General features: G+C 65.8%; 22 protein-coding genes. 21 read left to right on the forward strand and 1 reads right to left on the reverse strand.

Going from position 1 to position 24310, the window contains the following annotated elements; all coding sequences use genetic code 11:
• Positions 1-6 precede the first annotated feature (6 nt).
• The 14 genes from CCZ28_RS06040 (at position 7) to hutG (ending at position 16484) form a co-directional block, all read left to right on the forward strand.
• Positions 7-1434: a gamma-aminobutyraldehyde dehydrogenase gene (locus CCZ28_RS06040; RefSeq protein WP_437179208.1), complete on the forward strand. Its 1428-nt coding sequence runs from the start codon at positions 7-9 to the stop codon at positions 1432-1434.
• Positions 1435-1538: 104 nt separating this feature from the next.
• The gene (locus CCZ28_RS06045) at positions 1539-2567 is read left to right on the forward strand and encodes an ABC transporter substrate-binding protein (protein WP_140216807.1); all 1029 of its coding nucleotides are present in this window, start codon (positions 1539-1541) and stop codon (positions 2565-2567) included.
• 100 nt (positions 2568-2667) lie between these two features.
• Positions 2668-3741: an ABC transporter ATP-binding protein gene (locus tag CCZ28_RS06050; RefSeq protein ID WP_140216809.1), complete on the forward strand. Its 1074-nt coding sequence runs from the start codon at positions 2668-2670 to the stop codon at positions 3739-3741.
• A gap of 2 nt (positions 3742-3743) precedes the next feature.
• Positions 3744-4625 (forward strand): ABC transporter permease, encoded by an 882-nt coding sequence (locus CCZ28_RS06055; protein ID WP_140216811.1) that lies wholly within the window; start codon positions 3744-3746, stop codon positions 4623-4625.
• A 4-nt stretch (positions 4626-4629) separates the two neighbouring features.
• Complete coding sequence (locus CCZ28_RS06060; RefSeq protein ID WP_140216813.1) at positions 4630-5451, forward strand: ABC transporter permease; 822 nt, start codon at positions 4630-4632, stop codon at positions 5449-5451.
• Positions 5448-6920 carry a 2Fe-2S iron-sulfur cluster-binding protein gene (locus CCZ28_RS06065; RefSeq protein ID WP_140216815.1) on the forward strand — a complete coding sequence of 491 codons (1473 nt, stop codon included), beginning with the start codon at positions 5448-5450 and terminating at the stop codon, positions 6918-6920. The genes CCZ28_RS06060 and CCZ28_RS06065 overlap by 4 nt, the downstream gene beginning before the upstream one ends.
• Positions 6917-8083 (forward strand): NAD(P)/FAD-dependent oxidoreductase, encoded by a 1167-nt coding sequence (locus tag CCZ28_RS06070; RefSeq protein ID WP_140216817.1) that lies wholly within the window; start codon positions 6917-6919, stop codon positions 8081-8083. The genes CCZ28_RS06065 and CCZ28_RS06070 overlap by 4 nt, the downstream gene beginning before the upstream one ends.
• Before the next feature lie 86 nt (positions 8084-8169).
• Positions 8170-8961, forward strand: a complete 792-nt coding sequence (locus CCZ28_RS06075; protein WP_058762238.1) for an IclR family transcriptional regulator — start codon at positions 8170-8172, stop codon at positions 8959-8961.
• Between the two features lie 133 nt (positions 8962-9094).
• A complete protein-coding gene (locus CCZ28_RS06080) occupies positions 9095-9454 on the forward strand; it encodes a RidA family protein (protein WP_058762239.1) in 360 nt (119 codons plus the stop codon).
• Positions 9455-9512: 58 nt separating this feature from the next.
• Complete coding sequence (locus CCZ28_RS06085) at positions 9513-11006, forward strand: CoA-acylating methylmalonate-semialdehyde dehydrogenase (protein ID WP_140216819.1); 1494 nt, start codon at positions 9513-9515, stop codon at positions 11004-11006.
• A gap of 279 nt (positions 11007-11285) precedes the next feature.
• On the forward strand, positions 11286-12968 hold the full coding sequence (gene hutU, locus CCZ28_RS06090) for a urocanate hydratase (protein WP_140216821.1): 1683 nt from the start codon (positions 11286-11288) through the stop codon (positions 12966-12968).
• Between the two features lie 111 nt (positions 12969-13079).
• Positions 13080-14486, forward strand: a complete 1407-nt coding sequence (locus tag CCZ28_RS06095) for a purine-cytosine permease family protein (RefSeq protein ID WP_140216823.1) — start codon at positions 13080-13082, stop codon at positions 14484-14486.
• Positions 14483-15688, forward strand: a complete 1206-nt coding sequence (hutI, locus tag CCZ28_RS06100) for an imidazolonepropionase (RefSeq protein ID WP_140216824.1) — start codon at positions 14483-14485, stop codon at positions 15686-15688. Before CCZ28_RS06095 ends, hutI begins: the two co-directional genes overlap by 4 nt.
• On the forward strand, positions 15681-16484 hold the full coding sequence (hutG, locus tag CCZ28_RS06105) for an N-formylglutamate deformylase (protein ID WP_140216826.1): 804 nt from the start codon (positions 15681-15683) through the stop codon (positions 16482-16484). Before hutI ends, hutG begins: the two co-directional genes overlap by 8 nt.
• Before the next feature lie 36 nt (positions 16485-16520).
• Here hutG and CCZ28_RS06110 read toward each other — a convergent pair whose 3' ends face one another.
• Entirely contained in the window at positions 16521-17879 is a 1359-nt protein-coding gene (locus tag CCZ28_RS06110) for a formimidoylglutamate deiminase (protein ID WP_140216828.1), read from the reverse strand.
• Between the two features lie 95 nt (positions 17880-17974).
• On the opposite strand from CCZ28_RS06110, the gene hutC reads away from it, so the two are divergent.
• From hutC to hutH, 7 genes are all read left to right on the forward strand, one after another.
• On the forward strand, positions 17975-18715 hold the full coding sequence (gene hutC / locus CCZ28_RS06115; RefSeq protein WP_140216830.1) for a histidine utilization repressor: 741 nt from the start codon (positions 17975-17977) through the stop codon (positions 18713-18715).
• The gene (locus tag CCZ28_RS06120) at positions 18712-19296 is read left to right on the forward strand and encodes a HutD/Ves family protein (RefSeq protein ID WP_140216832.1); all 585 of its coding nucleotides are present in this window, start codon (positions 18712-18714) and stop codon (positions 19294-19296) included. Before hutC ends, CCZ28_RS06120 begins: the two co-directional genes overlap by 4 nt.
• A 329-nt stretch (positions 19297-19625) precedes the next feature.
• Positions 19626-20423 carry a transporter substrate-binding domain-containing protein gene (locus CCZ28_RS06125; protein WP_240795237.1) on the forward strand — a complete coding sequence of 266 codons (798 nt, stop codon included), beginning with the start codon at positions 19626-19628 and terminating at the stop codon, positions 20421-20423.
• Positions 20424-20483: 60 nt separating this feature from the next.
• Positions 20484-21206, forward strand: a complete 723-nt coding sequence (locus tag CCZ28_RS06130; RefSeq protein WP_140216836.1) for an ABC transporter permease — start codon at positions 20484-20486, stop codon at positions 21204-21206.
• Between the two features lie 3 nt (positions 21207-21209).
• Positions 21210-21947 carry an ABC transporter permease gene (locus CCZ28_RS06135; RefSeq protein ID WP_140216838.1) on the forward strand — a complete coding sequence of 246 codons (738 nt, stop codon included), beginning with the start codon at positions 21210-21212 and terminating at the stop codon, positions 21945-21947.
• 19 nt (positions 21948-21966) lie between these two features.
• Positions 21967-22758 (forward strand): ABC transporter ATP-binding protein, encoded by a 792-nt coding sequence (locus tag CCZ28_RS06140; RefSeq protein WP_140216840.1) that lies wholly within the window; start codon positions 21967-21969, stop codon positions 22756-22758.
• A gap of 5 nt (positions 22759-22763) precedes the next feature.
• Positions 22764-24278: a histidine ammonia-lyase gene (hutH, locus tag CCZ28_RS06145; RefSeq protein ID WP_240795238.1), complete on the forward strand. Its 1515-nt coding sequence runs from the start codon at positions 22764-22766 to the stop codon at positions 24276-24278.
• The last annotated feature ends 32 nt before the right edge of the window (positions 24279-24310 follow it).

A 24310-nucleotide genomic window follows, 5' to 3' on the forward strand; every position in this document is an offset into this window, starting at 1 on the left:
GTGATGATCCACAAAGAATTCCTCATCGATGGCCAGTTGGTGACCGGCAACGGCGACCTCGAACCCGTGCTGGCACCAGCCGATGAAAGCCTCATCTATGAATTGGCCAGCGCTACCACGGCGCAACTCGACGAGGCGATAGACGCCGCCCAGCGCGCCTTTCCAGGCTGGTCCCGCCTCCCGCCGGGCAAGCGGGCCGCGCTGTTGCTCAAACTCGCCGATCGCATCGAGGCCAGTGCCCAGGAACTGGGCACCTTGGAAAGCCGCAATTGCGGCAAACCGCTGCAGAAGGCCATCCATCACGAGGTGCCAGCGGTCGCCGATGTCTTCCGCTTCTTCGCCGGCGCCTCGCGCTGCCTGCAGGGCAGCGCGGCGGGTGAATACGTGGAAGGTTCGACCAGCATGATCCGCCGTGACCCGCTAGGCGTCGTCGGCTTGATCGCCCCCTGGAACTATCCTCTGCTGATGGCCGCCTGGAAACTGGCCCCGGCCCTGGCCGCAGGCAATACGGTCGTCTTCAAACCGTCCGAACTCACCCCCTTGACCGCCCTGTACCTGGCGCGCCTCTGCGCCGAGATCTTCCCGCGTGGGGTGGTGAACATTCTCTCCGGGCGCGGCGCGACCCTGGGCGCCCAACTTTCCGCCCATCCCAGGGTGCGCATGGTGTCGGTCACCGGTGACATCGGCACCGGCCAGGCGGTGGTCAGAGCTGCGGCAGGCAACCTCAAGCGAACCCACCTGGAGCTGGGCGGCAAGGCGCCGGTGCTGGTCCTGGCGGATGCCGACGTCCAGGCCGCAGCGGCCATGCTGCGCACCGGGGGCTATTACAACGCCGGGCAGGACTGCACCGCGGCCTGTCGCGTCTATGTCGCCGCTGCTCGCCAGGACGAGTTCCTCGAAGCGCTGCACCGTGAGGTCGCTGGCCTCAAGGCAGGTCATCCGGAAGATCCCGCCAGTGACTTCGGCCCCCTGATCAGCCGCCGCCAGCAGGAAAGAGTGCAGGGCTTCGTGCAACGGGCGCGTGAGTTAGCACACAGTGAGGTGGTCCTGGGCGGCACCGTGCAGGAGGGACCTGGCTTCTTCTTCCAGCCCACGGTCATCACCGGCGTGCGTCACGAGGATGAGATCGTGCAGAAAGAGGTATTCGGCCCGGTGGTCACCGTGACCCGCTTCGACGACGAGGACCAGGTGCTCGACTGGGCCAACGACAGTGAGTACGGCCTCTCCGCCTCGCTCTGGACGCGGGACGTCGGCAAGGCGTTGCGGTTGTCGAGCCAACTGCACTATGGCTGCGTCTGGGTGAACCAGCACATGACCCTGGCCACCGAGATGCCCCATGGCGGGCTGCGCCAATCGGGCTACGGCAAGGACCTGAGCATGTATGGTCTGGAGGACTACACCAACGTGCGCCACATCATGATCAAGAACGCCTGATCGTCAGGCTTCGCATCCATAAAGAATGTAGGGAAAGCTATCCGGACAGGACGTCCGAGTGCCTCGCCTCAACTGCCTAACTAAAACAAACCAGGGGTCGAATGATGAAACGGATTAATTGGTCGAACGTCACGTTGGCAATCGCGGTCGGGGTCGTCACCGTTCAGAGTGAGGCGGCGGAAAGCATCACCTTCGCCGGTTGGGGCGGCGCCCTTCAGGATGCCGAGCGCAAGGCCTATCTGGAGCCTGCGGCCAAGCACCTCGGGGTGACCATCAAGGAGGACACCATGGATGGCCTGGCGGCGGTACGCGCCCAGGTCATGTCGGGCAAACCCGAATGGGACGTCGTCGAGCTGGCCTCGAACGACTGTGTCCTGGCCGAAGCCCAAGGGCTGACCGAGCCACTGGATTACTCGATTATCAAGGTCGACGGCGTCGACCCCAAGCTCCGGGGCAAGAACTGGATCGCCAGTAACGCCTATTCGACCGTGCTCGCCTGGACCACGGAGAAGGACGCGGCCAAGGTCCGCACCTGGAAGGAATTCTTCGATCCCGCGGTGAAAGGCCCGCGCGCGCTTTACCGGCAGCCCTTCACCACCCTGGAGCTGGCGCTCATGGCCGATGGCGTGGCGCCCAAGGATCTCTATCCACTGGACGTGGACCGCGCCTTCAAGGTTCTGGAGCGGATCAAGCCGCAGGTGGTGAACTGGTGGAGCAGCGGCAGCGACTCCGCCCAACTGCTGCGCAGCCGCGAGGTCGACTTCCTGTCGATCTGGGCCTCGCGGGTCGATGATCTGAAAAAGTCCGGCGCCCCCGTCGATTACACCTACGACCAGGCACTCGTGGACTATGACTGCGTGGTGGTACCCAAGGGTGCGCGCAACAAGGCCGGGGCGATGCAACTCATCGCCCAGATCATGTCGCCCGAGAGCCAGGCGAAGCTGGTCACGCTGATCCCCAATCCGCCCATTAACACCAAGGCCTACGACACCGGCATCATTCCAGCGGAGCTGGCGGCCACCTTGCCGACCGCACCGGCCAATGCCGCCAAGACCGCGCTGTTCGATCCGCGCTGGTGGCAGGATCACCAGGCCGAGCTGCAACGTCGGTTCGACCTCTTCATCCAGAACTGACGCAGGACGCAGGCTGCGCTGCCCCTCTCGGCTGACGAGAGGGGCTTGGGCCTCGGCCCCTTACGCTTTCGTTTACCGACCTTTGGCCTCGGGCTCGATCATGGCAAAAGATACCCAGCACTCCCTTTCGATCGACATCGAGCATGTCACCAAGACCTACGACAGCTTCGCGGCCTTGGACGACGTGTCGCTCAGTATCCGCAGTGGCGAATTCCTGTCGCTGCTCGGCTCTTCTGGCTCGGGCAAGACCACCCTGCTGATGGCGCTGGCGGGCTTCGTGCGTCCCGATGCCGGCAGCATCCGCTTCGGCGGCCGCGAGATGGTGTTCGAGCCACCGCACAAGCGTGACCTAGGCATGATGTTCCAGAACTACGCCCTGTTCCCGCACATGGACGTCTTCCAGAACGTTGCCTATCCGCTGAAGCTGCGTGGCTATGGGCGCGACGACATCCGGCGCCGGGTACAGGAAGCCCTCGAACTGGTCGAACTGGACCAGCTCGTGGCGCGCAAGATCAACGAGATGTCGGGTGGGCAGCGGCAACGCATCGCCCTGGCACGCGCCATCGTCTTCGAGCCCAAGGTTCTGCTCATGGACGAACCGCTCTCGGCGCTGGACAAGCGCCTGCGCGAGACCATGCAGCTGGAGCTGCGCAGGTTGCACGAGCGCCTGGGCATGACCGTGGTCTACGTGACCCACGATCAGCGCGAAGCGCTGACGATGTCCGACCGGATCGCGGTCATGAGTCAGGGCCGTATCCAGCAAATCGACATTCCGGAACGGCTCTACGAACGACCGGCCAATCGCTTCATCGCCGAGTTCGTGGGCGAGTCGTCCTTCTTGCCGGTAACCGTCCGTCACGGTCAAGTCTGGTTCCAGGACCAACTCCTCGAAGCGACGCCGGGCGGCAGCCCCACTGGACAGCCGAGCCTCCTGCTACGCCCGGAGAAATTGCGCTTCGTCAGCGACCAGGACACGACCTTCAACCGCTTCCGCGGCACCATCACCGACATCATCTACCAGGGCGAAAGCCAGTTGATCCAGGTCGACCTGGGGCAGGGTCACCGGGCCTCGATTCGCCGCCCCTCACGCACTGACAGTGGCCAGCCGCCAGCCTGTGGCGACCGCGTCACCCTTGGCCTGCATCCGCAGGACACCTATGTGGTGGGAGACTAACGATGGCCGCTAACGCCCAACAGGTCGTGCACCAGAGCGCCTTGCGCCGCGCCGCCCGCCGTCACGGCTGGTTGCTCATGTCGCCCCTGGTCCCTGCAGTGCTGTTGATCCTGGTGACCTTCGTCGTGCCGATCGGCTGGCTGTTCGGCCTGTCGTTGTTCGACGCGGAAGGCCATTTGACCCTCGACAACTACAGCCGACTGCTGCAACCCCTCTATGTGCTGGCCTTCACCCAGACCTTCAAGATCAGTCTGATGGTCACCCTGGCCTGCATCCTCATCGGCTATCCATTCGCCTATGTCATGGTGCACGGCAACAAGCTCTTCGCCAGCCTCGCCATGGGGCTGTTGCTGGTCTCGCTGTGGACCTCGCTGCTGGTGCGAACCTACGCCTGGCTGGTACTGCTGCAGCGACGCGGTGTGATCAACGACGCCCTGCTGAGCCTGGGGCTGATCGATACGCCCCTGACCCTGGTGCACAACCTGACCGGCACCATCATCGCCATGACCCACATCATGCTGCCCTACCTGGTACTGCCGCTGTACGCCTCGATGAAGAGCATCGATCCGCTCTACCTCCAGGCTGCGGCCACCTTCGGCGCCTCACCGGCCCGGGCCTTCCGCGACGTCTTCCTGCCCCTGTCACTGCCGGGCCTGGCCGCGGGCGCGACACTGGTCTTCGTATTGAGCCTGGGGTTCTACGTCACCCCTGCCCTGCTCGGCGGCGGCAAGGTGCAGATGCTGTCCATGCGGATCGCCAGCGATGTGTCCCTGTATTCGAACTGGGGCGCGGCGTCGTCGCTAGGCGTTGTGCTACTGGTGGCGACGCTGCTGATCCTGTTCACCGTGAAGAAACTCGCGAACCTTGGCCGGTGGGGTAACTGAATCCATGCATCCGTCCTTCTCCCGCACCCTTGGCCAGGTGGCACGCCGCGCCTGGCTGTACCTGCTGGTCCTGGCGACCCTTATCTTCCTGGTCACCCCAACCCTGATCGTGCTGCCGATGGCGTTCTCGGATGCCCGTTATCTGGCCTTCCCACCCAAAGCCTTCAGCCTGCAACCGCTGCTCAACTACTTCGCATCGCTCGAATGGCGCAGCGCGACGACCGTCTCCCTGATCACCGCCTTCCTGACCATGGTACTGGCGACCACCCTGGGCACGGCGGCGGCCTATGCCCTGCACAACAGCCAGCAGCGCTACCTGGGCGTGCTGCGCGGGCTGATGATGGCGCCAATGATCGTCCCCACCATCTTCACCGCCATAGGTCTGTTCTTCGTCTACGCCAGGCTCGGGCTCAACAACAGCATTCCCGGCCTGGTGCTGGCCCATACGCTGCTGGCGCTGCCCTATGTGATCATCAACGTCGGCGCCGGCCTCAAGAGCTATGACATGACCCAGGAACACGCCGCCTGCATCCTGGGCGCCACCCGCCTGCGCGCCTTCTTCGACGTGACGCTGCCGCAAATTCGCTTTTCCATCATCGCCGCCGCCATGTTCGCCTTCGCCGTGTCCCTGGACGAGGCCGTGGTATCCATCTTCGTCAGCGGGGGCGACAGCGCGACCCTGACCAAGCGGATGTTCAGCTCGCTGCGCTCGGAGATCGATCCGGTGATCGCCGTGGTCGCCACCCTCATGACACTGCTGTCCATCGCCATGCTGGCGGTGAGCCTGGTGGCCCAACGCCGCAACAACCGTGGAGGTGCCGCATGAGCCCGATGTCGCTGCGCCTGCCAGGCGCGCAGGGCCAGCCCTTGAGCTTCTTCTGGAATGGCCGACGACTGGATGCCCTGAGTGGCGACAGTGTCGCCGAGGCCCTGCTGGCCAACGGCATCCGCACCCTGGCCTGGACCCGCAAGTCCCATCGCCCCATGGGCCTGTCGGGGATCTACGTCAATGGGGTGCTGGCACGGGTCGATGGGGTACCCAATGTACGGCTCGATCAGTGTCCGGTCCGCGATGGCATGAGGGTTGAAATGCAGAACTGCTGGCCGAGCCCGCGCTTCGACCTCTTGCAACTGAGCCGGGCGCTGCCCGCACACTGGATCCAGGGCGGCTTCGAACATACCAATCTGGTGCCCAGCGGCAGTCGCTTGTTTCAACACTGGGAGCGTCTACTGGCCTTCCTCGCCGGGGTGGCCAAGCCGGCCAGCAACCGCCGCCAGGTGGCGATACCCCCGGCCACCCGGATGGTCACCGAGGTGCTGGTGATCGGCACCGGCCGGTCGGGCTGTGAGGCCGCCAATGCCGCGGCCCAGCAGGGCAAGACCGTGGTGCTGGTCACCCGCGACGACCGGATCGGCCGCGCTGCGCTCAATGCCGGCCGTCCCATTCCCGAGCTCGATCCCCGGGTGCAGTGCCTGTTCGGCATCGAGGTCTTCGGTGCCTATCGCGAGGGTGAGCTGCTGGTCGGCGCCCCCCTGGATAACTCTCGCGGTGCCATCGCCTTCGCGGCCACCCAGGTGATCCTGGCAACCGGCCGCCGGGCTGCCGTCCCCCTGGTGGGCGGTGCCTGGCTGCCTGGCGTCATGGATGCCCGGACCGCCCTGGCCTTGGCGACGGAACGGCGAATCGCGCCAGGATTGGCAGTCGCGGTGGTCGGCGATGATGACGCTGAAGACGTCGCGAACCGGTTGCGAGCCCTGGCGGTGAACGTGGTACTGGTCGGCGATGTCCAGCGGCTGCGCCGCATCCGGGGCCACGACCGGGTACGCGGTATTCACTTGCAGGGCAACAGGCGTTGCGATGCGGTGGTCTTCGCCGGGCCGACGACATTTGACGACAGCCTGAGCTTCCAGGGTGGCGCTCAAGGACGCCTGCAGTTGCGCACCGGGGCGGACCCTTTCATCCGCGTCGGCTCGGCGAGCCTCGACGAGCAGCGCCTGCCACCACCCTATGACGCGAGTGCCCTGCTCTGCCCCTGCTTCGACGTATCGGCAGCAGAGGTCGATGCCCTGCTCGACCAAGGCATCCAGGATCTGGAAGTCATCAAGCGCCTGACCTCCTGCGGCATGGGCCCCTGCCAGGGCCAACCCTGCTGGCATTCGCTGCGGGAGTTCGTCGCCTGGCGCCTGGGTACCACCCCGGAGCGGCTGAGCAAACCCAGCCTGCGGCCCCCACGGCGCGCCATCACGGTCGCCCAGGCGGCAGGCCTCGCCGATGTCGTGGAGCCTCTGCAATGACTGTTGAACGGCTACCGGAACGCTGCTCGGTGTTGATCGTCGGCGGTGGGATTCAAGGTCTTTCCCTGGCGTTCAGCCTGGCGGAGCGTGGGCTCAAGGACGTGCTGGTACTGGACGCCGGCTATTGGCAAGGCGGCGCCTCCGGGCGCAATGGCACCCTGATCCGTGGCGCCTTCAGTTCCGTGGAATGGACCCGCTTCTTCGCCTATTCCTCCGAGTTGTGGCACGGCCTGTCCAGGCGGCTGGGCGAGAACGTCATGTACTCACGCCGTGGCTACAGCATGGTCGGCGAACGGGACAGCACGGCGCAGTTGTTGGACCGCACGCTGCGGGTGCACCAGGAGTGCGGGATCAACTCACACCTGCTGAGCCCGGCGCAGCTGCGCCGCGTCCTGCCCGCCCTGGCCCACGAGCGGGTGAGTGCCGCACTGCACCTGCCCGATAGTGGCGTCGCCCCGCATCACGCGGCCATGCACGCCTATCGCCAGGCCTGCGAACGACTCGGCGTACGCATTCTCTATCGCAGCCGGGTCACGGCGATCGACTACGGCGCCGGGCGGGTATCAGGCGCCTGGGTGGGTCAGCAGCACGTCTTGACCGATACCCTGGTGCTGGCGGGCGGAGCGGACAGCAATGCCCTCGCCGAACTCGTCGGGGTGCCCTTGGATGGCTATCCGATGCGCCTGGAAGCCATGGCGCTGGAGCCCACCCGCCCGCTGATCGGCCCTGCAGTGGCCTTGCTGGATCGGCTGTGCTACTTGCATCAGACCGCCCGGGGCGAGGTGGTGGGCGGCGCCGAAGTCGCCGAGCGCCCACAGGACACCCTCAATGCCGATGTCCCGGTCATGGCGGCGACCGCGAAAGCCTATCTAGAGATGTTTCCACAGCTGGGCGAGGCTCGTATCCTCCGCCAATGGGCCGGGCTCGTACACATCTCCAAGGACTTCGGCCCCTTGCTGGGTGCCCATCCGTCCCTGGCCGGGCTATTCATCTCGGCGGGCTGGTGCTACGGCCATGCGGGTGCGCCCGCCGCTGGCGACCTGCTGGCCAAGGCCATCGTCGAAGGGGTGGTCGATGAGCGTATGCAGCCCTTCGCCGTCGACCGCTTCGAGCGGGGCTGCCCGGTGATCGAACCCGGCATCGTCCTGAGCCACTTTGAATGAATACCCAACGCCTGGAAGAGACTCTGGCCGCAGCGGCACCGGCCCGAACGCGTCTTTCCCGGCGCATAACGACAAGGATCAAACCCATGAGTGACGCGGAAGACTCGCCACTGTTCGTGACTGCCCTGGCCAAGGGCCTGGCGGTGATCACCGCTTTTCGCAGCAGCCGGCCCACCATGAATCTCGTCGAGTTGGCCGAGGCCACCGGGCTGAACAAAAGCACGGTGCAGCGCTCGGTGTTCACCCTCGAGGCCTTGGGCTACGTGTGCAAGGAGGCGGATTCCAAGCGCTATCGCCTTACCCCCCGCTCGCTGGACCTGGGCACCGGCTATCTGCAAACCAGCAGCCTGGTCGGGCTTTCCACGCCCTACCTGCACGAACTCAATCGCGGCACCGAGGAAAGTTGCAATCTGCTGGAGCCCGATCAACAGGACATGATCTATGTGGCGCGCTTCCCGAGCCACAAGCAGATTTCCATTCACGTTCCCGTGGGCCGGCGGTTGCCGATGTATTGCACCTCGGCAGGTCGCGCCTATCTCGCCGCCCTGCCGAGCAGCGAATGCGAAAGCCTCCTGGCCGCCATAGAACCGGTGGCCTACACCGCCAATACCATCGTCGACCGTGAGCAGTTGCGACAGGTGATCGAACAGGCCCGCCGGGACGGCTACGCCTTCGCCAACGAAGAATTCTACGTGGGGGACATCAGTGTGGCGGCCGCGGTGGTCAACGCGGACGGCTATCCCCTGGGCGCCGTGAACGTCGCCGTGCCCTTCAGTCGCTGGTCGCTGGACCTGGTCAAGCGCGACCTCGCCCCCAAGGTCATCACCACCGCCCGATCCATTTCCAGCGCTGCCCGCAGCTTGCGCCCAGCCAGTTGATAGCGGCGGCTCGGCCGCCCGCTTCGAGTCACTGAAAAAAGCGCCCGAGTCGGCGCAGCGGCCTCGCTTTGCCTGAAAAAAGCGCCGCCACCCGTTATCGATTCGCCAACCCTGCCCTCCCGAGGAGCACACCATGCTGATTCAACGCTTCCAACCCAACAACGGCCGCCTCAGCCATGCCCTGGTTTACAACGGTATCGTCTACATCACCGGCCAAGTCCCAGCCGACCGGACCCAGGATGTCGGCGGCCAAACCAGCCAGGTCCTGGCGCGTATCGACGAACTCCTGGCGGAAGCCGGCTCCGACAAGTCCCATATTCTGTTCGCCCAGGTGTGGTTGAAGCATGCCGTGAAGGACTTCGCAGCCATGAATGCGGCCTGGGATGCCTGGGTTCCCAAAGATGCTCTGCCGGCCCGAGCCACGGTCGAGGCCAATCTGGCGGCCGAAAACATCCTCGTCGAGATCGCCGTGCAGGCTGCGGTAAAGGCCTGATTTCGTCCTTGGCGCTCCTCTCCACGGAGCGCCCGCCTCTCGTACAAGGAGTCCCTTCATGAGCCTCAAGCATCTTATCGGCGGCCAACTGGTCGACGGTGGCAGCCGCCGCGCACCGGTCTACAACCCCTCCACCGGCGCGGTAATCCGCGAAGTGCCCCTGGCCGATGCCGCCACCCTGCGGCAGGCCATCGACGCTGCCCAGACGGCCTATCCGGCCTGGCGCAACACCCCGCCGGCCAAGCGCGCCCAGGTGCTGTTCCGCTTCAAGCAACTGCTGGAAACCAACGAAGCACGCCTGGTCCAGCTGATCAGCGAAGAACATGGCAAGACCCTGGAAGACGCTGCCGGCGAACTGCGCCGTGGTATCGAGAACGTCGAATACGCCACCGCCGCGCCCGAATTGCTCAAGGGCGAGTACAACCGCAATGCCGGCCCCAGCATCGACACCTGGTCCGACTTCCAGCCCCTGGGCGTAGTCGCCGGCATCACCCCGTTCAACTTCCCGGCCATGGTGCCACTGTGGATGTATCCGCTGGCTATCGCCTGCGGCAACACCTTCATCCTCAAGCCCAGCGAGCGCGATCCCAGCTCCACCCTGGCCATCGCCCAGCTGTTCGAGGAGGCCGGCCTGCCCAAGGGCGTGCTCAACGTGGTGCATGGCGACAAGGAAGCCGTGGACGGCCTGCTCGATGCCCCCGAGGTCAAGGCGCTGAGCTTCGTCGGTTCCACCCCCATCGCCGAATACATCTATGCCCGCGGCACCGCCAAGGGCAAGCGCGTCCAGGCCCTGGGCGGCGCCAAGAACCATGCGGTGGTCATGCCCGACGCCGACCTCGGCAACACCGTCAATGCGCTGATGGGCGCCGCCTATGGCTCCTGCGGTGAACGCTGCATGGCCATCTCGGTGGCGGTCTGCGTCGGCGACCAGGTCGCCGATGCCCTGATCGCCCGGCTGGTGCCGGAGATCGAGAAGCTCAAGGTCGGTCCCGGCACCCAATGTGGCCTGGACATGGGCCCGCTGGTCACCGGCGCGCACCTGGACAAGGTCACCGGCTACGTCGCTGACGGCGAAGCTGCCGGTGCCAAACTGGTGGTGGACGGTCGCAGCCTCAAGGTCGCCGATCATGAAGAAGGCTTCTTCCTCGGCGGCTGCCTGTTCGACCAGGTCACCCCGGAGATGCGCATCTACAAGGAAGAGATCTTCGGTCCGGTGCTCTGCGTGGTGCGGGTCAAGAGCCTGGAAGAGGGCATCGCCCTGATCAACGCCCACGAATACGGCAACGGCACCTGCATCTTCACCCGCGACGGCGAAGCGGCACGGCTGTTCGCCGACCAGATCGAAGTGGGCATGGTCGGCATCAACGTACCCCTGCCGGTACCGGTGGCCTACCACAGCTTCGGCGGCTGGAAACGCTCGCTGTTCGGCGATCTCCACGCCTACGGCCCGGACGGCGTGCGCTTCTACACCCGCCGCAAGACCATCACCCAGCGCTGGCCGCAACGCGAAGCTCAAGAAGCCTCGCAGTTCGCCTTCCCCAGCAACGGCTGAGTGGGCGAAACGCGCTTGGCCGGCTATGCCGCCCAAGCGCTATAGAGCCGACCATGGGGCGCTAACGCCTGGCGTGAAGTTATCCAGAGGGCGAAGGGCAACTTCATCCCGCCATCTGGTTCTCCCCGCGTTTGCGTATACCTGTGCATTGCCTACGCGTGGCTTTCTGATCGCCACCCCGACTGACGGGTATCCCTTGCGACCCTCTTGCCTGGACGACCTTTTTCCTATACTTGTATATACATGCTCTATCATTAAAACCTCTTGCAGGACCCCGCCATGACCGACGCCACCCGCCATCGCTCCGTGACCATCCGCGCGCCCCGCGGCACCCAGCTCAACGCCCGTAGCTGGCTCACCGAAGCGCCGTTGCGCATGCTGATGAACAACCTGGACCCCGAGGTCGCGGAAAACCCCGAGGAACTGGTCGTCTATGGCGGGATTGGCCGGGCCGCGCGCAACTGGGAGTGCTACGACGCCATCGTCGCCAGCCTCAAGACGCTGGGTGACGACGAAACGTTGCTGGTGCAGTCCGGCAAGCCGGTTGGGGTGTTCAAGACCCACAGCAACGCGCCGCGCGTGCTGATCGCCAACTCCAACCTGGTCCCGCACTGGGCGAGCTGGGAGCACTTCAACGAGCTCGACGCCAAGGGCCTGGCCATGTACGGCCAGATGACCGCGGGCAGCTGGATCTACATCGGCAGCCAGGGCATCGTCCAGGGCACCTACGAAACCTTCGTCGAGGCCGGGCGCCAGCACTATGAGGGCAATCTCAAGGGGCGTTGGGTACTGACCGCCGGCCTGGGCGGCATGGGCGGCGCCCAGCCCCTGGCCGCGACCCTGGCCGGTGCCTGTTCGCTGAACATCGAATGCCAGCAGAGCCGCATCGATTTCCGCCTCAAGACCCGCTACGTCGACGAGCAAGCCAAGGATCTGGACGATGCCCTGGCCCGCCTCGACCGCTACACCAGCGAAGGCCGCGCCATCTCCATCGCCCTGCAGGGCAACGCCGCGGAAATCCTGCCCGAGCTGGTGCGGCGCGGTGTCCGCCCGGATATGGTCACCGACCAGACCAGCTCCCATGATCCGCTCAATGGCTATCTGCCGGCCGGCTGGACCTGGGAGGAATATCGCGCGCGTGCCCTCACCGAGCCGGCGGCGGTGGTCAAGGCGGCCAAGGCCTCCATGGCCCAGCACGTGCGCGCCATGCTCGACTTCCAGCGCCAAGGCGTGCCTACCTTCGACTACGGCAACAACATCCGCCAGATGGCCAAGGAAGAAGGCGTGAGCGATGCCTTCGCCTTCCCCGGCTTCGTCCCGGCCTATATTCGCCCGCTGTTCTGCCGGGGCATCGGGCCGTTCCGCTGGGCAGCGCTGTCCGGTGATGCCGAGGACATCTATCGCACCGATGCCAAGGTCAAGGAACTCATCCCCGATGACGCCCACCTGCACAACTGGCTGGACATGGCGCGCGAGCGCATCGCCTTCCAGGGGCTGCCGGCGCGTATCTGCTGGGTCGGCCTGGGCAAGCGCGCCAAGCTCGGTCTGGCCTTCAACGAGATGGTCCGCACGGGCGAACTCAAGGCACCCATCGTCATCGGTCGCGATCACCTGGATTCCGGCTCGGTGGCCAGCCCCAACCGCGAGACCGAAGCCATGCGCGATGGCTCCGACGCGGTCTCCGACTGGCCGTTGCTCAACGCCCTGCTGAACACAGCCAGTGGCGCCACCTGGGTATCCCTGCATCATGGCGGTGGCGTGGGCATGGGCTTCTCGCAGCACTCGGGCATGGTCATCGTCTGCGATGGCTCCGATGAAGCCGCTGAACGCATCGCCCGGGTACTGACCAACGACCCGGCCACCGGGGTGATGCGCCACGCCGACGCCGGCTACGAGATCGCCATCGAGTGCGCGCACGAGCAGGGCTTGAATTTGCCGATGATCATCCAGCCTCAGGCGTAATAGGTGGCGCGGTGGCGGCCCAGCTGCCGCCACTGGCGCCTTTCCGGGTCCCGGCCTCCCCGGCTGCCTGCGATGGGCACTGGTGGCGGGCCATCGTCGCGCAGGTCCTATATGTCCGAGTCCGCTTCCGCGCCGTCGCTGATCGAACGGCGCTCCATCGACTACATCCCACCCCAGGAACGTCACGGCCGGCTGTACAGCCAGTTCACCCTCTGGCTGGGGGCCAATCTGCAGATCACCGCCATCGTCACCGGCGCCCTCGCCGTGGTGCTGGGCGGCGATGTCTTCTGGTCGCTCTGGGGGCTGTTGCTCGGCCAGGTGCTCGGCGGCACGGTGATGGCCCTGCACGCCGCCCAGGGCCCGCGCCTGGGGCTGCCGCAGATGATCTCCAGTCGCGTCCAGTTCGGCGTCCAGGGCGCGGCCGTGCCCCTGGTGCTGGTCTGCCTGATGTACCTGGGCTTCACCGCCACCGGCACGGTGCTCTCGGGGCAGGCGCTCGGCCAGTTGTTCCAGGTCAGCGACAGCCTGGGCATCCTGATCTTCGCCGCGGTCATCGTGTTGGTGACGGCGCTGGGCTATCGAGCCATCCACCTGCTTGGGCGGCTGGCCAGCGTCCTGGGGGTGATCGCCTTCTGCTACCTGTTCAGCCGGGTGCTCAGCGTCGGCGACGTACCGGCGCTGTTGCAGAATCGGCATTTCAGCTGGAGCGGCTTCCTGCTCGCCGTGTCCCTGGCCGCCTCCTGGCAGATCGCCTATGGCCCCTATGTGGCCGACTACTCGCGCTACCTGCCCGCCCGCACCTCGCCGCTGAAGACCTTCTTCGCGGTGGGCGCTGGTTCGGTGCTGGGGGCCCAGACCGCCATGGTGCTCGGGGTCTTCGCCGCGGCCATGGCCAACGGCCGGTTCATGGGCCATGAGGTCGCCTTCATCGTCGGTCTGGGTGGCAGCGGCGCCACGGCCGCGCTGCTCTATTTCAGCATCGCCTTCGGCAAGGTGACCATCTCCACCCTGAACTCCTATGGCAGCTTCATGTGCATCGCCACCCTGATCAGCGGCTTCCGCGGCGAAGTCGAGATCAGCCCGCGCCAGCGACTGCTGTTCGTCCTGGCCATCGTCGGGGCGGCCACCCTGATCGCCCTGCTCGGCCAAGGCGCCTTCCTGCTGGCATTCAAGTCCTTCATCCTTTTCTTGCTGACCTTCTTCACGCCCTGGAGCGCGATCAACCTGGTCGACTACTACCTCATCACCCGGGAGCGCTACGACCTGGCGGCGCTGGCCGACCCGGATGGCCGCTACGGGCGCTGGAACCGTACTGGCCTGACCGTCTATGTCATCGGCGTGCTGATCCAGCTGCCCTTCCTGTCGACCAAGCTCTACACCGGCCCGCTGGTCGCCCACCTGGGTGGGGTCGACATCTCCTGGGTCATCGGCCTGCTGGTACCGGCCCTGCTCTACTGGCTGCTGGCCCGCCGCCGCGCGACCGCACCGGCCTATCCCCTGCGCGAGGACACTCCATGAAGCTCTGGTACAACTGCCATGCCGCCACCCTGGTCGACGGGGTCTATGGTGCCCTGGAAGACGCGGCCTTGCTGGTCGATGGCGAGCGCCTGCACTGGGTGGGTCCGCTGGCCGAGCTGCCCTCGATAGCGATCAGCGAACGCCATGACCTGGCGGGCGCTTGGGTCACGCCCGGCTTGATCGATTGCCATACCCATCTGGTCTTCGGCGGCGATCGCAGTGGCGAATTCGAGCAGCGCCTGCAGGGTGTCAGCTATGCCGAGATCGCCGCTGCTGGCGGTGGCATCGCCAGCAGCGTGCGCGCCACCCGCGCCGCCAGCGAGGACGAATTGCTGGCCAGCGCCCTGCGCCGCGCCCGGCCCCTGCTAGCCGAAGGCGTCACCGTGCTGGAAGTGAAATCCGGCTATGGCCTGGACCTGGCCAGCGAACGCAAGATGCTGCGGGTAGCGCGCCGACTGGGCGAGGTATTGCCGGTCACGGTCCGCACCACCTGCCTGGCCGCCCACGCCCTGCCCCCGGAATTCGCCGGCCGGGCCGATGACTACATCACTGCCATCTGCGACGACTGGCTCCCGCAACTGGCTGCCGAGGGTCTGGTCGATGCGGTGGATGCCTTCTGCGAGCACCTGGCCTTTTCCCCGGCCCAGGTCGAGCGCGTCTTCCAGACCGCCACCCGGCTCGGCCTGCCGGTCAAGCTGCACGCCGAACAGCTGTCGGTACAGCACGGCGCGGCGCTCGCGGCGCGCTATGGCGCGCTGTCAGCCGACCACCTGGAATACCTGGTCGAGGAAGACGTGGTGGCCATGGCCGCCGCCGGCACCGTGGCGGTCCTGCTGCCCGGCGCCTTCCTCACCTTGCGCGAGACGCAATTTCCGCCGGTGGCGGCGTTGCGCGCCCATGGCGTGCCCATCGCCCTGGCCAGCGACGCCAATCCAGGCACCTCGCCGGTGCTGTCGTTGCGGCTGATGCTCAACCTGGGCTGCACCCTGTTCGGCCTCACCCCGGAAGAAGCCCTGGCCGGCGTCACCCTCAATGCCGCCCGGGCGCTCGGCCTCGCGGACCGCTACGGCAGCCTGGAAGCGGGCAAGTACGCTGATTTCATCGTCTGGGACATCACCCGCCCCGCCGAGCTGGCCTACTGGCTCGGCGGCCAACTCGACACCCGCATCATCCGCCACGGCCAGGAGCTCGCCCGTGTCTGACACCTTTAAGTTCACTCGCGGCCAGGTGCCGCTGCTGATCAGCATGCCGCATCCCGGCACCCGCCTCACCGCCGCGGTCGAGCAGGGCCTGGTGCCCGCCGGCCAGGCCCTCGCCGACACCGACTGGCACATCCCCCGGCTCTATGCCATGGCCGAGGAATTGGGCGCCAGCCGGCTGGAGGCGCTCTATTCGCGCTACGTCGTCGATCTCAATCGACCCGACGATGACGTGCCCCTCTACAGCAGCGCCACCACCGGGCTCTTTCCCGAGGTGCTCTTCGACGGCAGCCCGCTGTTCCTCGACGGCCAGGCACCGGACGCCCAGGCACGCCAACAGGCGCTGGAGGAGATCTGGCGACCCTATCACCAGACCCTGGTGACGGAACTGCAGCGACTGCGCGAGACCTTCGGCTATGCGCTGCTGTGGGACGCCCATTCCATCTGCTCGCGCATCCCGCGGCTGTTCGACGGTCAACTGCCGGATCTCAACTTCGGCACCTTCGACGGAGCCAGCTGTGATCCGGAACTGACCAGCCGGCTGCAGGCGGTCGCCAGTGGCCAGCAACGCCTGACCCACGTCTTCAATGGCCGCTTCAAGGGCGGCTTCATCACCCGCCACTATGGCGCCCCCGACCAGCACATCCATGCCGTGCAACTGGAACTGGCGCAATGCACCTACATGGACGAGGCGCCGCCCTTCGGCTATCGCGAAGATCGCGCCACCCCTACCCAGGACGTCCTGCGCCAGTTGCTCGAGGCGGCGCTGACCTGGGGGCGTGAGCGGTACGGTCGTTGAACCCGAGGGCCCCGACTTGGTCGGGGCCTCCTTCCTTCAAGCGAGCAGGGTACGGAGAACCTTGGCGAAATCCTGGGCACTGGCGGCTTCGTCGGGATGCCGCCCCTCCTGCACCACCCAACGCCCCCCGACCATCACGTCCCTGACCTGGCGATCGCCGCCGGCGAACAACCAACGGTTGAGCACAGCCTCCGCCGGTGCGCTGGACAGGTAGGGATCGGCGCCATCCAGAACCACCCAATCAGCACGCCGACCGACCTCCAGCGCGCCAATCTGCTGGCCCAAGGCCACAGCGCCACCCTGTAGGGCCTGCTCGAACAGCTGTTGGCCGACATTGGGCTGGCGCGCGCCGACCAGCCGATTGCGCTGCTGATCGCGCAGGCGCTGGCCGTACTCCAGCCACCGCAGTTCCTCGACCGGGCTGACACTCACATGGCTGTCCGAGCCGATGCCGAAGCGCCCACCGGCGGCGAGGAAAGCCGTCGCCGGAAAGATCCCGTCGCCCAGGTTGGCCTCGGTGGTCGGACAGAGGCCGGCGATGGCCCGACTCCGCGCCATCAGGGCGACTTCGTGGGGTAGCGCGTGGGTGGCGTGGACCAGGCACCAGCGCTCATCCACCGCCACCTGGTCGTACAGCCACTCGAGGGGCCGGCGCCCGCTCCAGGCCAGGCAGTCGTCCACTTCCTTCTGCTGCTCGGCGATATGGATGTGCACCGGCCAGCTCGCATCCGTCGCCGCCAATACCGTGGCGAGTTGCTCGCCGCTGACGGCGCGTAACGAGTGAAAGCACAGGCCCAGGCGCTGCCGGTCATCCAGCACCGCCGCCAGGCGGGGCAAGAGTTCCAGGTAGCTGTCGGTGGTATGCAGGAAGCGCCGCTGACCCGCGGTCGGCGCCTGGGCGCCGAAGCCGCTGTAGCTGTAGAGCACCGGCAACAGGGTCAACCCTATGCCCGCACTGCGCGCCGCCTGGGCGATACGCCCACCCAGTTCGGCAGGGTCAGCGTAGGGAGTGCCTTGAGGATCATGGTGCACGTAGTGGAATTCAGCCACGGCGGTGTAGCCGGCCTTGAGCATCTCGATATACAGCTGCCGGGCTACCACCTGCACCTGCTCCGGCTCAAGCCGGCCCACCAGGCGATACATCAGGTCGCGCCAGGTCCAGAAACTATCCCGGGTGGCACCCGCCACTTCCGCCAGGCCGGCCATGGCCCGTTGGAAGGCATGGGAATGCAGATTGGGCATGCCTGGCAGCAGCGGCCCCTGCAGTCGCTCGGCGCCCTCCGCCGAGCCGTGGGCCTGGACGCTCTGCAGATGGCCCTGGGCGTCTACCTCCAGGCGTACGTCCATCGCCCACCCCTCGGGTAGCAGCGCCCTTTCCGCGAAAAAAGCCGGCATAATCGACCTCATCCTAGCCAAGCCTAACATGTATATACATATACAGACATAAACGGCTACGGTAAACTGCTGGTTGTCTTTCCAAGGGGCCTTTCATGCCTTCACCGTCGAACTCCGCCTCTGCGCCCAAGGCCGCTCCCGCGCCCTTCTACGAGCAGGTCAAGCAACTCATCCTGAGGCAGATCCATTCGGGCGCCTGGCCACCGCACCAGAAGATTCCCTCCGAGGCCGAGCTGGTCGCCCAGTTGGGCTTCAGCCGCATGACGGTGCACCGCGCCTTGCGCGAGCTGACCAGCGACGGCCTGCTGGTGCGGATGCAGGGCGTTGGCACCTTCGTCGCCGAACCCAAGGGCCAGGCCGCCCTCTTCGAGGTGCACAACATCGCCGACGAGATCGCCTCCCGGGGCCACCGGCACCGCCTTGAAGTCATCCGGATGCAGAGTGAAACGGCCAACGGCGAACGCTCCATGGCGCTGGGCGTACGCGAAGGCCAGCCGGTCTTCCACTCGCTGATCGTGCACTACGAGAACGACGTACCGGTGCAGATCGAAGACCGCTACGTCAATCCTGCGGTGGCGCCGGAGTATCTCGACCAGGACTTCAGCAGCGAAACGCCCTACGTCTACTTGAATCGCCTCGCGCCCCTGACCGAAGGCGAGCATGTGGTCGAGGCCGTGCTCGCCTCCGCCGAAGAGCAGCAGTTGCTGCGTATTCCTGCCACGGAGCCTTGCCTGATGATTCGGCGGCGCACCTGGTCGGGACGCCGCGCCGTCACCAGCGCCAGGCTGCTGTATCCCGGCAGTCGCTATCGACTCGAAGGGCATTTCGGCTCATGAGCAAACTCACTCGCCTCCCCGCAGGCGGGCACCGGCGCATGCCCTGGCGCAATGGCCTGGGCAGCACCCTCGAAATCGCGCGCGATACCACCGCCACGGCTACCGATTTCGGCTGGCGCGTATCGCTGGCCGACGTGACGCAATCCGGGGCCTTTTCCCCTTTCGCCGGGATGACGCGAATCATCAGCGTGATCGAGGGGATGGGGATGCGGCTGCACGTCGACGGCGAGATCACCCCGCCCCTGGGTTGCTGGCAGGCATTCGTCTTCTCCGGTGATGCCCAGGTCGAGTGCGAGCTGCTCGCTGGCCCTATCCGGGACTTCAACCTCATCTATCGCCCAGATCGTTATGCAGCCGAACTCGACTGGGTATCGATTGACGGCACCTGGGAGCTGGATGATTCGCGAGCGCTGCTGCTGTTTTGCGCTGAGGGATCGCTGGAGGTCTGCCATGAAGGTGCCCGCTTGGGACTCGAACAGCTGGATGCCCTGCACGTCCAGCCAGGGCCGGCGCCTACCGAGTTGACTATACAAGGCAAGGCCCAGCTTGGCGTGATCCGCTTGCGCGCCCTGGCACTGTAGCCCTGAGGCGGTATTTGTCCGCCGCGCGTTACCGGGCTGTTACCCAAAGTAGCCAAGAGCAGGTTCAGAGCCAGCGCCGACGCGCTCTCGATTGGTGCAGCCGAAGAGCAAGCGCACCTTAATTGCGCTCAAGACGCTCTTCAATCCGTCTCCTCCTCCTCTCAAACCCGGACAAACCTGTACCGAAAGAGCTGGCCCTACATTTGCTTATGGTTGTACATACATGTGTCGGTAACCAAAGATCCACGGCTTCATCCAGACAACACCAAGGAGCAATAATGAGAAAGACACGAGGGTTGAAGGCACTGATGGCAGGCATGGTTCTGCTCATGACTGGGGGCCTGGTACAGGCCAAAGAGTGGACCAGCGTGAAGATCGCCACCGAGGGCGCCTACGAACCCTGGAACCTCACGCTGCCAGGCGGCAAGCTCGGCGGCTTCGAGATCGATCTGATGGACAAGCTCTGTCCGCAGATGCAGCTCAAGTGCACCTACGTCGTGCAGAACTGGGACGGCATGATCGCCAGCCTCAATGCCGGTAAGGTCGATGTGCTCATGGACGCCATCGTGGTGACGGACGAACGCAAGCAGGCCGTGGCCTTCTCGATACCCTACGCGCGCACGCCCGCCAGCTTCGCGGCGCTCAAGGCCGATCTGTTGCCCGGCCAGACCGGCGCCCAGGGCATACGCACCCTGAGCACCGCACCGGCGGATATCGAAGCCGGCGTCGCCGACCTGCAGAAGGCCCTGGCCGGCAAGACCATCGGCATCGCCTCGGGCACCGTGTACACCAATTTCATCGATACCTATTTCGGCAAGATCGCCACCATCCGCGAATACACCACCTCCGCCGAAGCGGTGTTGGACCTGACGGCCGGACGCATCGATGCGGTCTTCGATGACGTCACCTTCCTCAACTCCATCATGGCGCAGCCGGGCAACCAGCAGGTGGTGTTCACCGGTCCCGAATTGGCCGGGCCCATCTGGGGCGAAGGCGAGGCCCTGGCCTTCCGCCAGCGCGACCCCGAGCTCAAGGCCAAATTCGATGCCGCGCTCAAGGCGGCGATCGCCGACGGCACCGTCAAGCAGCTCAGCGAGAAATGGTTCAAGGTCGACCTGACTCCTTGATCTCAAGGCGAGGTGGCCCGCGCCGCCTCGCCATCCGTCACGTCAAATCAGGATTTCCGGATGAATTTCCTCGCACTTCTAGGGTTCGGCGAACGAGGCTGGGGCGCCTCGCTGCTCGTGGCCATGGGCACCACCTTGCTGGTCACCCTGACGGCCTTGTTGATCGGTGCCCTGTTCGGCGCCTTGGTCGCCAGTGCCAAGCTGTCCAGGCGTCGCTCGTTGCGGCTGCTGGGTGAAGGCTATTCGATCCTGTTCCGCGGCGTGCCCGAGCTGTTGATCATCTACCTGTTCTTCTTCGGCGGCGCGACCTTGGTGACCGCCATCGGCTACTGGTTCGGTGGCGAGGGCTACATAGACCTGCCGCCTTTCTGGGTCGGCGCCCTCACCGTGGGCCTGATCTCCGGCTCCTACCAGGCCGAGGTCTATCGCGGCGCCTACCTGGCCATCGCGCCCGGCGAGATCGAGGCGGGTCAGGCGATCGGTATGTCCCGGCCGCTGCTGTTGCGCCGCATCATCATCCCCTTGGTGTGGCGCTTCGCCCTGCCTGGCCTTGGCAACGTCTGGCAGATGAGCCTCAAGGATTCCGCCCTGGTGTCGGTGATCGGCCTGGTGGAGCTGATGCGTGCCAGCCAGGTGGCGGCAGGCTCGACCCGCCAGTACTTCACCTTCTACATCATCGCCGGGATCGGTTACCTCCTGCTAACCGGTCTGTCGAGCCGGCTGTTTCATATCGCCGAAGCCCGGGTACGCCGTACCCAGCGGCCCCTGCATAGCGGAGCCTAACGCATGCCCGATTTCGCCTTTCTCGCCTCTGTCATGGGCCGGCTGCTGACCGCGCTGCCCACTACCCTGGCGCTGTTCAGCCTCTCGCTGATCTGCGGTATCGCCCTGGCGATAGGGATCGTGGCGCTCAGGGTCAATCGCCGTCCCTGGCTGAGCCTGCCCGCGCGCGGCTACATAGCGCTGTTCCGGGGCACGCCGCTCATGGTCCAGCTGTTCCTCATCTACTACGGCCTGGGCCAGCTGAGCGTGATCCGGGACAGTTTCGCCTGGCCACTGCTGCGCTCCCCCTTCGGTTGCGCGGTACTGTCGCTGGCCTTGTGCACCGCGGCCTATACCGCCGAGATCATCCGTGGCGGCCTGCTGGCGGTCCCGCGCGGCCAGATCGAAGCCGCGCTGGCGGTAGGCATGACCCGCTGGCAGGTGCTGCGCACGGTCATCGCGCCCATCACCCTGCGCCAGGCTCTGCCCGCCTATTCCACCGAAGCCATCCTGCTGGTCAAGTCGACGGCGCTGGCCAGCCTGGTGACGGTCTGGGACGTGACCGGCGTGGCCCAGCAGATCATCCAGCGCACCTATCGCACCATGGAAGTCTTCGTCTGCGCCGCGGCCATCTACCTGGTGCTCAACTTCCTGCTGGTCCGCCTCGTGGCCTGGCTGGAGCTATTGCTGACGCCGCCACGCCGGGTACCGCCGCCCGCCCAGGCCAGCACCTCCCTCGCCCAACCTTCCGCCGATCTATGATTCGCTCCTGGAGCCCGCTATGAATCAACAAGCCGCGGCGACGCTCGTCGTCCAAGACATCCGCAAGGCCTTCGGCAGCCTGGAGGTACTCAAGGGCATCTCGCTGGAGGCACGCCCGGGTGACGTGATCTCCATCCTCGGCGCCAGTGGATCGGGCAAGAGCACCTTCCTGCGCTGCATCAACCTGTTGGAAACGCCGGACCAGGGCAGCATCAGCCTGGAAGGCCAGACCATCGGCCTGCAGCGCGGCCGTGACGGCACGCTCAAGGCCACCGACCAGCGCCAAGTCGAGTGGTTGCGTACCCGCCTGGGTATGGTGTTCCAGAGCTTCAACCTGTGGTCGCACCGCAGCGTGCTGCAAAACGTCATGGAAGGGCCGCTGCGGGTACTCAAGCGCTCGCCGGCCGAATGCCGCGAGCAGGCCGAACGCCTCTTGCAGCGGGTTGGCCTCTACGAACGCAAGGACTACTACCCCGCCCAGCTGTCCGGCGGCCAGCAACAGCGGGTCGCCATCGCCCGGGCTCTGGCCATGGAGCCCGGGGCCCTGCTGTTCGACGAGCCGACGTCGGCACTGGACCCGGAATTGGTGGGCGAGGTGCTCAAGGTGATGCGCTCGCTTGCCGATGAAGGCATGACCATGTTGGTGGTGACCCACGAGATGGGCTTTGCCCGCCACGTCTCCAACCGAGTGGTGTTCATGCACCAGGGCCAGATCGATGCCCAGGGCACCCCGGAGGAGCTGTTCGAGCGACTGCCGACCGAGCGTTTCCGGCAATTCGTGTCCAGCCACCAACTGCGGAGCGGCGAGTGATGCCCATGACCCAAGCCTCACCCCCTACCCTGGCGGCCGCTACCGTCGTTCGCGGCAGTACCTCGCTGAGCTGGCAGGACATCGTCGCGGTAGCCCGCGATGGCGCACTGCTGGAATTGACCGCCGACACCTGGCAACGCATCGATAAGGCGCGTGCCATCGTCGAGGGGATCGTCGCCCGGGGCGAACGCGCCTATGGCATCAGTACCGGCCTCGGGGCCCTGTGCGATGTGCTGCTCGAAGGACCGCAACTGGCCGAACTGTCCCGCAATACGCTGCTCAGCCATGCCTGCGGGATCGGCGAGCCGCTCAGCGACGAGCAGACCCGCGCCATCATCTGCGTGGCCATCAACAACTACGCCCATGGCTACTCGGGCATCAGCCGCGAGATCGTCGAGGCCCTACTGGCGCTGCTCAATCTGGGGATCACGCCCTTGGTGCCCCGCGATGGCTCGGTGGGCTATCTCACCCATATGGCCCATGTGGGCGTGGCCCTGCTGGGTTACGGCGAAGTCCGCTGGGGCGGACGCATCCTCAGCGCCAGCGATGCCCTGCAGACGGCCGAGCTGCCGCCGTTGGCGCTGGGCGCCAAGGATGGTCTGAGCCTGGTCAATGGCACCCCCTGCATGACCGGTCTGAGTTGCCTGGCCTTGGCGGACGCCCACAACCTGGTGGAGTGGGCCGACTGCATCGCGGCCATGAGCTTCGAAGCCCTCGGCGGCCAACTCGATGCCTTCGATGAGCAGGTACTGGCGCTCAAGCCGCATCCGGGCATGCAGCAGGTAGGTGCCAAGCTGCGCGCCCAGCTGGCGAACAGCGAAGTGCTGGCCAGCTTCCAGGGCGTGCGCACCCAGGACGCCTTGAGTATCCGCTCGATTCCCCAGGTGCATGGAGCCTGTCGCGATCAACTCCGGCATGCCGCCCAGCAGATCGATCTCGAATTGGCCGGTGCCACCGACAATCCGCTGGTGCTGGGTACGCCGGAAGGCTACCGGGTCGTCTCCCAGGCCAATCCGCATGGTGAGTCCGTGGCTATGGCAGCCGACCTGCTGGCCATCGCCCTGGTCGAGCTGGGCGGGATCGCCGAGCGGCGCCTGGATCGCCTGGTGAACCCATTGGTGAGCGGTCTGCCGCCGTTCCTGGTCGCTCATCCCGGAGTCAATTCGGGAATGATGATCGCCCAGTACGTGGCCGCCGCCCACGCTGGGGAAAATCGCCAGTTGGCCCAGCCCGCCGTCGTGGACAACTTCGTCACCTCGGCACTACAGGAAGACCACCTGAGCATGGGCACGGGCGCCGCGCTCAAGCTCCTGCGGGTGATCGAAAACAGCACGCGCATCCTGGCCATCGAGTATCTGCTGGCCGCGCAGGCGTTCGAATTTCTCAAGGCACGGCGCTTCGGAGAAGGCACCTCGGTGACCTGGCAGCGGCTACGCGCCGTGGTACCGCCCTACGAACAGGATCGTTGGTTGGCGCCTGATATTGCCAAGGCGGTGGAGGTACTACACGGTCGGGCATGAACGCCACGGGCAAATTCCCGCCGGCGCTTGAA

Source organism: Pseudomonas oryzihabitans (assembly GCF_006384975.1).
GTDB classification, from domain to species: Bacteria; Pseudomonadota; Gammaproteobacteria; order Pseudomonadales; family Pseudomonadaceae; genus Chryseomonas; species Chryseomonas psychrotolerans_B.

Bases quoted from the DNA above. Each gene is read 5' to 3' on its own strand.
- CCZ28_RS06045 (WP_140216807.1), top strand. From the start codon at position 1,539: ATGAAACGGATTAATTGGTCGAACGTCACGTTGGCAATCGCGGTCGGG.
- CCZ28_RS06050 (WP_140216809.1), top strand. From the start codon at position 2,668: ATGGCAAAAGATACCCAGCACTCCCTTTCGATCGACATCGAGCATGTC.
- CCZ28_RS06055 (WP_140216811.1), top strand. From the start codon at position 3,744: ATGGCCGCTAACGCCCAACAGGTCGTGCACCAGAGCGCCTTGCGCCGC.
- CCZ28_RS06060 (WP_140216813.1), top strand. From the start codon at position 4,630: ATGCATCCGTCCTTCTCCCGCACCCTTGGCCAGGTGGCACGCCGCGCC.
- CCZ28_RS06065 (WP_140216815.1), top strand. From the start codon at position 5,448: ATGAGCCCGATGTCGCTGCGCCTGCCAGGCGCGCAGGGCCAGCCCTTG.
- CCZ28_RS06070 (WP_140216817.1), top strand. From the start codon at position 6,917: ATGACTGTTGAACGGCTACCGGAACGCTGCTCGGTGTTGATCGTCGGC.
- CCZ28_RS06075 (WP_058762238.1), top strand. From the start codon at position 8,170: ATGAGTGACGCGGAAGACTCGCCACTGTTCGTGACTGCCCTGGCCAAG.
- CCZ28_RS06080 (WP_058762239.1), top strand. From the start codon at position 9,095: ATGCTGATTCAACGCTTCCAACCCAACAACGGCCGCCTCAGCCATGCC.
- CCZ28_RS06085 (WP_140216819.1), top strand. From the start codon at position 9,513: ATGAGCCTCAAGCATCTTATCGGCGGCCAACTGGTCGACGGTGGCAGC.
- hutU (WP_140216821.1), top strand. From the start codon at position 11,286: ATGACCGACGCCACCCGCCATCGCTCCGTGACCATCCGCGCGCCCCGC.
- CCZ28_RS06095 (WP_140216823.1), top strand. From the start codon at position 13,080: ATGTCCGAGTCCGCTTCCGCGCCGTCGCTGATCGAACGGCGCTCCATC.
- hutI (WP_140216824.1), top strand. From the start codon at position 14,483: ATGAAGCTCTGGTACAACTGCCATGCCGCCACCCTGGTCGACGGGGTC.
- CCZ28_RS06110 (WP_140216828.1), bottom strand. From the start codon at position 17,879: ATGCCGGCTTTTTTCGCGGAAAGGGCGCTGCTACCCGAGGGGTGGGCG.
- hutC (WP_140216830.1), top strand. From the start codon at position 17,975: ATGCCTTCACCGTCGAACTCCGCCTCTGCGCCCAAGGCCGCTCCCGCG.
- CCZ28_RS06120 (WP_140216832.1), top strand. From the start codon at position 18,712: ATGAGCAAACTCACTCGCCTCCCCGCAGGCGGGCACCGGCGCATGCCC.
- CCZ28_RS06125 (WP_240795237.1), top strand. From the start codon at position 19,626: ATGACTGGGGGCCTGGTACAGGCCAAAGAGTGGACCAGCGTGAAGATC.
- CCZ28_RS06130 (WP_140216836.1), top strand. From the start codon at position 20,484: ATGAATTTCCTCGCACTTCTAGGGTTCGGCGAACGAGGCTGGGGCGCC.
- CCZ28_RS06135 (WP_140216838.1), top strand. From the start codon at position 21,210: ATGCCCGATTTCGCCTTTCTCGCCTCTGTCATGGGCCGGCTGCTGACC.
- CCZ28_RS06140 (WP_140216840.1), top strand. From the start codon at position 21,967: ATGAATCAACAAGCCGCGGCGACGCTCGTCGTCCAAGACATCCGCAAG.
- hutH (WP_240795238.1), top strand. From the start codon at position 22,764: ATGACCCAAGCCTCACCCCCTACCCTGGCGGCCGCTACCGTCGTTCGC.